This is a genomic window from Leptolyngbya sp. FACHB-541 (assembly GCF_014695875.1).
GTDB lineage: Bacteria > Cyanobacteriota > Cyanobacteriia > Elainellales > Elainellaceae > JAAUTN01.
The window spans coordinates 1-5,205 of the sequence record NZ_JACJPC010000078.1 but is presented as its reverse complement, the minus strand read 5'-3'; the positions used below and the strand labels follow the sequence as shown (position 1 = coordinate 5,205).

Genomic DNA, 5,205 nt, shown 5'->3' with positions numbered 1-5,205 from the left:
GATCTGGGGCAAAAAATGCCGCCACTTGAACAAAGAATGAGTAGACATCGGAGGGGAAGAAGGCAAGGCCGAGCTTACCTACCTTACCATTGACCCGTTTTTGCGACACAACCCCAACACCCTCGCACAAGGCAACGCTGGGAACGTGATTATTGAAGCTCGCGATCGCGTCTCCTTGGATGGCGCTCAACTGCTTGCCAGTACTGGTGGACAAGGCAATGCAGGGAACATCTTCATCAATGCTCGCGATCGCGTTACTTTAGACAACGGGGCTAATATTTTCAGTGCTGTCGGCTCTGTCAGCTCCGATGTCGTTGCCGAGGGTAGCGGTGGTCGTATCCGCATCACGACAGGCTCCTTTTCACTCACCAACAATTCCAATCTGGTAGCACTCACCTTAGGACGGGGCGATGCGGGCAGCGTAATTATCAATGCTCGCGATCGCGTTGCTATAGACAGTAGTGCGATCTTTAGTAGCGTTGGTGCTATTAACTCAGATGCGGTTGCTGTAGGCGGCGGTGGCGATATTCGCATCACTGCAGGCTCCCTCTCCCTGACTAATGGTGCTCAACTGGTTGCCGACACCCGTGGACAAGGCAATGCGGGCGACATCATTCTCAACGCTCGCGGTCAGATCGCTCTAGAGGGAGTGAATCGCCAGGAAGCTGTCAGTGTAATCACTAGTTCTTCAGAGGCAGGTGCCCAAGGACGCGGCGGCGATATCCGCATTGCGGCAGATTCGGTTCGTCTAGCTGATGGCGGCGGCATCTTTTCCTCAACTCGCAATCGCTTTCCAGGCGGAAGCATTACCCTTAATGCTAATACGTTTGAGGCAACCGGAGGTTCACAGGTGAATACCTCAAGCAATAACCGGGGACGAGCGGGCAATATCATCCTCGATGTTGCCGATCGCATTACGCTTTCTGGCTTGACAAACAACAGACCAAGCAGTCTCCAAGGATCTGCTAGCGGCTTGTATGCCAGTACTGCACCAGGTTCTTCAGCTCCAGGTGGCACGATTCAAATCACGACCGACCAGTTGCAGGTACTGGATCAAGCCAGGATTGCAGTAGACAGTCAGGGCAGCGGGATTGGAGGGAATGTTGACCTCGCTGCCAACACCGTGCAGTTAGACAATCAAGCTCGCATTACGGCTGAAACGGTTGCGGACGATGGCGGCAACATTAGACTGCGTGACGTCGAGCTATTGCAGCTCAACAACAATAGCCTCATTACCACCACTGCGGGAACCGAGCGGGCGGGCGGCAACGGCGGCAACATCGACATCGACGCCGATTTCATTGTGGCTCTGCCCAACGCTCGAAGCGACATTCGTGCCAATGCGTTCACAGGCACGGGCGGCACGGTCAACATCACGACCAAAGGCCTTTTTGGCATTGCAGCTCAGGCGCAAGACAATCCCCTCACTAGCGACATTACGGCGAGTTCAGAACTGGGAGTGCAGAGAACGGTGGATATCACCCCCCCTAGCGTTGACTCCAGACGGGGCTTAACTGAACTGCCCGTTGCAGTTGTGGATGCGTCTGACCAGATTACTCAAACTTGTCCTGGTGTAGGAGGAAGGGGAGAGACGGGTGAGTTTGTTGTGACCGGACGAGGAGGATTGCCGACTGCTCCGATCGATTCGCTCCTTGGGGAAGAATCACTCATGGGTTGGTCTACGTTAGATGAGCGAGAAGCAGCGGTTGCTCCGCAGTTCCCCGAAGGGGTAATCGCTTCACCTCATCAAGAAACTGCCTATCAAGAAACTAATGGAGCAGCAGCGATCGTAGAAGCACAGGAGTGGATTGTCGCTGAAGATGGGACAGTGAGATTGATTGCAGTAACTCCTACTAGTGCTGCTCAAACGCCTGTAATGTGTCAATCACCCGAAAACTGATTCACCCAAAAACTGATGATCAGGAAACGCCTGCGATCGCCTCTCACGTTTTGCCTGCTGCTCATCTGGAGTGCATGGCTGTGTGTCGTAACATCCCCCAGTTTTGCTACCCTTCCCGCCTTGCATGCCCTGACTCAGGAAGTCAGTCAAGCTGAGCGACAAACCCTAGAACAACAGGCAAAGACGTTTTATGATGCCGGACGTTTCACCGAAGCAATAGCCATCTTGCAGCAGGCAATTCAGGCTTATCAGCAGCAAGGGGATACCGTACGACAGGCGATCGCCCTGAGCAATTTAGCGCTAACCTATCACCAACTGGGAAACTGGACGCAAGCAAATCAGGCGATCGCCAACAGCCTCAATCTGCTTGACCAGGCAAACGATTCTGCCGCTCGCCGCTTAGCCGCAGCGCAAGCACTCGATATCCAAGGACGATTACAGTTTGCTCAAGGTCAAGCAGAACAAGCACTTGCCACGTGGCAGCAAGCCGCTCAAGACTACGAACAGCTTAACGACCGCGATCGCCTGATTCGCAACCAAATTGAGCAAAGTCGCGCACTACAAACCCTGGGATTTTACCAGCGGGCAATCATGCTGCTCACCGAGTTAGAGCAAACCTTACAGGCTCAACCAAACTCTCTCACCAAAGTTTCAGAACTTCGGAGTTTGGGCGAGGCACTACGCCTGGTAGGAAGCCTCGATCAGTCGCAGCAACGGTTGCAGGACAGTTTGGCGATCGCACAACAGGTATCTGTCAATTCGTCAACGGCTGAGGTGGCTGAGGCGATCGCCTTGATACAGCTCAGTCTGGGCAATACAGCGCGCAGTCAACAGGATCATGCGGCAGCCCTAAATTGGTATCAGCAGGCGGCAACTGGTACAAATTCAGCAACCGTGCAGCTACAAGCCAACTTAAATCGCTTTAGCCTGCTTATTGAGACAGCACAAACGTCAGACGCGCAATCGCTGCTGCCTCAAATTCAACACCAGCTTGAAGATTTGCCGCCCAATCGAACAACAGTTTATGCCCAAATTAATTTAGCTCAAAGTTTAGCAATCTCATCCTCCACTGACGCAGCAACACTGCTGTCTACAGCGGCACAGCAGAGTGAACAATTGGGCGATCGCCGCACTCAGTCCTATGCACTCGGACTGTTAGGAGGACTCTATGAAAAAACGCAACAGTGGTCATCTGCAACTGATCTAACCCGTCAAGCGCTGCAATTAGCACTCTCCACAAACGCAACCGATGTCACTTATTTGTGGCAGTGGCAACTTGGACGCATTCTCAAAGCTCAAGCCGAACAAGGAATTGATCCAGCTAATAACAGAGTGGAAGCGATCGCCCTTTATGAAGAAGCACTGAAAACCTTGCAATCTTTGCGATTAGATTTGGCTTCAATGAATCCAGATCAACAGTTTTCGTTTCGCGAAAGCGTTGAACCCACCTATCGACAACTCATCGAATTACTATTACAGCCAGCAGGCACTATAAACCAAGAAAATTTAATAAAAGCCAGGAGAACACTGGAATCTCTGCAAACCGTTGAGCTACAAAACTTCTTTCGAGAAGCCTGTTTAGACGTACCGATCGCCATCGATCGCATCGTTGAACAAACCAGTGCGCTATCTGCTGATCAAACCAATACACGAGCAGCCATCATCTACCCGATTATTCTACCTGATAGCCTCGAAGTCATTCTGAAGTTACCGAACCAACCTAACTTAATTCACTACTCGACAATGGTGGGTCAAGCAGAGGTAGAAAAAACCTTGACTGATCTTCGCCATCAAATCACTCAGCCCGAAACTCAAATCTCTGTTAGAAGGCTGTCTCAACAGGTTTATGACTGGTTAATCCGTCCTGCAGAAGCAGAGTTGAGCAACAACCAGGTCAGCACACTAGTATTCGTGCTAGACGGATTCCTAAAAAACATTCCAATGGCGGCTCTACATGATGGCGAACGCTATTTAGTGGAAACCTATGCTGTTGCTCTAACACCAGGACTGGAACTGCCTGATCCGCAACCGTTAGAGCGTCAACAAATGCGGTTGCTGTTTGCTGGATTAAGCAGTGCGATCGAAAATTTTAGTCCTCTCACCGCAGTCGAACAGGAAAAAGACGGCATTCTCGCCAAAATTCCAAGAGCCGTTATCTTATTGAATCAAGAGTTTACCGCTGAGGCATTACAGACTCAAATTGAGCAAGCTCCATTTCAAATTATTCATCTAGCAACGCATGGTGAATTCAGTTCCGATCGCAATAAAACATTCATTCGTGCACTCGATCGCCGCATTGATATAGATGAATTAAACCGCATCTTGAAAACGAGACAAGCCCAACCCGGTCCGATCGAACTTCTGACATTAAGTGCCTGCCAAACGGCCGAAGGCGATGAGCGAGCCGCTTTGGGATTAGCAGGAGTAGCAGTTCGAGCCGGAGCGCGCAGCACCCTTGCCTCGTTATGGAGTATTGATGATCAGTCCAGTGCCTTTTTAATGATTGAGTTTTATCGTCAGCTAGTAGACAATCCCTCTCTCTCTAAGTCCCAAGCCCTGCGTCAAGCCCAACTCACACTCATCAACCATCCAAACTATAGTCAGCCCTCCTACTGGGCACCTTACGTGTTGCTAGGAAATTGGCTCTAATTCTCTAGAACACTAAATTTTCAATTTTAGATAGAAACTGTTCTCTCTATATTGGGCTGTGTCGCAAAAACTGATTAGTGGTAAGGTCAGTTCAGCTTGGATATGCCTGATTTCTCTGCGATGTCTATTCCTACTCCCTTTAAGGGGTGACATCATCCGCCCGAAATTATCTTGCTCAATGTCCGGTGGTACTGCCGATATTCCTTGAGCAAAAACTTGTGGCTTTATTGTCCGAGGAGAACTTTAAACTTACTTACAAAGGATGACGAAACTACTCGTCAATGCGTATTATTAAGTTGATTTAGTTCTTATAAACGGGGCTTCGAACACTTTCCCTCACTCTTTCTGACTGCTATTTGCTGAAATTCTTACCCGTAGAATCTACTGCAGTAGGTGAGTGTGATAGTGACGATGCTTTGATCAAAATTAACCTCAAACTGAGATTCACCAATTGGAGAACTTTTTCCTATGCCTCATGCTCAAACTATTGAAGCATCTTCTGACTCGACACTCTCGAAGCTACTAAGTAAGTGGCTGCGGTACTGATGCTCCTATAGATGTCAAGTTTTTTGTATTCTAAGGATGAATCACTTCAGGGCGTTCAGGAACCGGAAACGTGTTACGAACAATGTGATAAATCTCCCGCGCCACATAGC

2 protein-coding genes are annotated in these 5,205 nt (G+C 49.7%); both read left to right on the top strand.

What is annotated here, in order from left to right:
• Positions 1–145: 145 nt before the first annotated feature.
• The gene (locus H6G00_RS17250; RefSeq protein ID WP_190797704.1) at positions 146–1,900 is read left to right on the top strand and encodes an S-layer family protein; all 1,755 of its coding nucleotides are present in this window, start codon (positions 146–148) and stop codon (positions 1,898–1,900) included.
• A gap of 15 nt (positions 1,901–1,915) precedes the next feature.
• Entirely contained in the window at positions 1,916–4,549 is a 2,634-nt protein-coding gene (locus tag H6G00_RS17245; RefSeq protein ID WP_190797703.1) for a CHAT domain-containing protein, read from the top strand.
• The last annotated feature ends 656 nt before the right edge of the window (positions 4,550–5,205 follow it).